This window comes from Streptomyces calidiresistens (assembly GCF_014141525.1).
Lineage (GTDB): Bacteria > Actinomycetota > Actinomycetes > Streptomycetales > Streptomycetaceae > Streptomyces > Streptomyces calidiresistens.
The window spans coordinates 1-1,999 of the sequence record NZ_VKHS01000912.1 but is presented as its reverse complement, the minus strand read 5'-3'; the positions used below and the strand labels follow the sequence as shown (position 1 = coordinate 1,999).

Here is a 1,999-nt window from a genome sequence, read left to right as displayed (position 1 = left end):
GGTCCGGGGTGGGCGTCGGCGTCGGCGTCGGCGTCGGCGTCACATCGTTCGCGGTTCCACGGCGGTGCCCCACCCCCCTCCGGGGTCGGTGGGCAGCACCGTCACCTGCGGCACGCCGGTGCGCGGGTGCTCGGCGACCTCCGCCGCCACCCCGTAGACCTCCGCCAGAAGCCCGGCGGTCAGCACCTCACGGGGCGGTCCGACGGCCACCGTCCGGCCGTCGCGCAGGACGCAGATCCGGTCGCAGAAGGCGGCGGCGAGGTTGAGGTCGTGCAGCGCCACCACGGCGGTGACACCGAGCCGGCGGACCAACCGCAGGGTGTCCAACTGGTGCCGCAGATCCAGGTGGTTGGTCGGCTCGTCGAGGATCATGGTGCCCGCGCGCTGGGTGAGGGCACGGGCGATGAGCACCCGTTGTTTCTCCCCTCCCGACAGGTGGGAGAAGGGCGCCTCGGCCAGGTGCCCGACGCCCAGGTCCCGCAGCGCGCCGAGGACGATCCCCCGGTCCCGGGCGTCGTCCCCGGCGAAGGCCCGCTTGTGCGGGGTGCGGCCCATCGCCGCCACGTCGTACACCGTCAACTCGAAGTCGCCGGTGGTCTCCTGCAACACGGTGGCCATCCGGCGGGCCAGCGGTTTGCCCGACATCGCCCACACGTCCTCGCCGTCCAGCAGGATCCGCCCGGAGGTGGGTCGCAGGGCGCGGTACAGGGTGCGCAGCAGGGTGGATTTCCCGGCCCCGTTCGGCCCCACCAGGCCCATCACCTCACCCGGTGCCACGGAGAGGGAGACCCCGGCCACCAACTCCCGGCCGCGCACGGTCACGCCCACCTTCTCGATGTCCAGCGCGGCGGGCGCCCCGCCGGGGTCCCCGGGACCTGCGGCGGGCCCCTCCCCCGCCCTCCTCCACCACGGGGCGGACAGGCCGAACCGTCCGCTCACCGGGCCGCCCTCCGCCGCATCAGCCACAGGAAGAACGGGCCGCCGACCAGTGCCGTGAGGATGCCCACCGGGATCTCCTCGGGGCTGATGACGGTGCGCGCCGCCAGGTCGGCGGCGAGCAGGAACGCCGCGCCCAGCAGGACCACCGCCGGCAGCGCCCGGCGGTGGTCGGCGCCCACCAGCAGCCGCACCACGTGCGGCATGATCAGCCCGACGAAGCCGATCTGTCCGCTGACCGCCACCATCGCCCCCACCATGAGGGCGACCAGCACGAACATCGCGCTGCGGAAACGGTGCACGTCCAGTCCCAGGGCCGCGGCGGCCTCCTCGCCGGCCAGCAGCAGGTTCAGCGGACGGGAGGAGCCCAGCAGCACCAGGGTGCCCGCCAGGATCACGGCCGCCGGGATCCACACCATCGTCCAGGTGGTGCCGGCCAGGCCGCCGAGCATCCAGCGCACCGCCGACTGGGTGCGGTGCGGGTCGTTGGCGGTGATGATCAGCAGACTCGCCACCGCCGACAACACCTCGGCCGTCGCCACGCCCGCCAACACCAGCCGCAGCGTGGTCATCCGGCCGCCCGCGCGGGCCAGGAAGTACACGACGAACAGCGCGCCCAGCGCCCCGCAGAACGCGGCCACCGGCAGCGAGAACATCCCGAACAGGGTCACGTTGAGCACGAGCACCAGGACGGCCCCGACACTCGCGCCCGAGGAGATGCCCAACAGCATCGGGTCCGCCAGGGGGTTGCGCACCAGGGCCTGGAGCGCCATGCCCGCCACCGACAGGCCCGCCCCGACCACCGCGCACAGCAGCACCCGGGGCAGTCGCACGTCCAGCACGATCGTCTCGTGCACCGGTGACCAGGTCGGTTCCACCCAGCCGGGGACCACCTGGTGCAGCAGGATCCGCCACACGTCCGCCGGTGGGACGGACACCGAGCCGACGGCGACCGCCGCGGTGGCCGTGACCAGCAGCAGGGCCGCCATCACGAGGAGGACCAGGGGGTAGGGGAGCCGGCGACGGGCGACCGCCGCGGGCGGCGCGCCCGACCCGGGGGGTC

At 74.3% G+C, this 1,999-nt stretch carries 2 protein-coding genes; both read right to left on the bottom strand.

The window, feature by feature from the left end:
- Nucleotides 1-39 precede the first annotated feature (39 nt).
- Nucleotides 40-966, bottom strand: a complete 927-nt coding sequence (locus tag FOE67_RS24045; protein ID WP_438874298.1) for an ABC transporter ATP-binding protein — start codon at nt 964-966, stop codon at nt 40-42.
- The coding region (locus FOE67_RS24040; protein WP_438874297.1) for a FecCD family ABC transporter permease at nt 936-1,999 on the bottom strand (1,064 nt) is incomplete at its 5' end. The genes FOE67_RS24040 and FOE67_RS24045, both read right to left, overlap by 31 nt.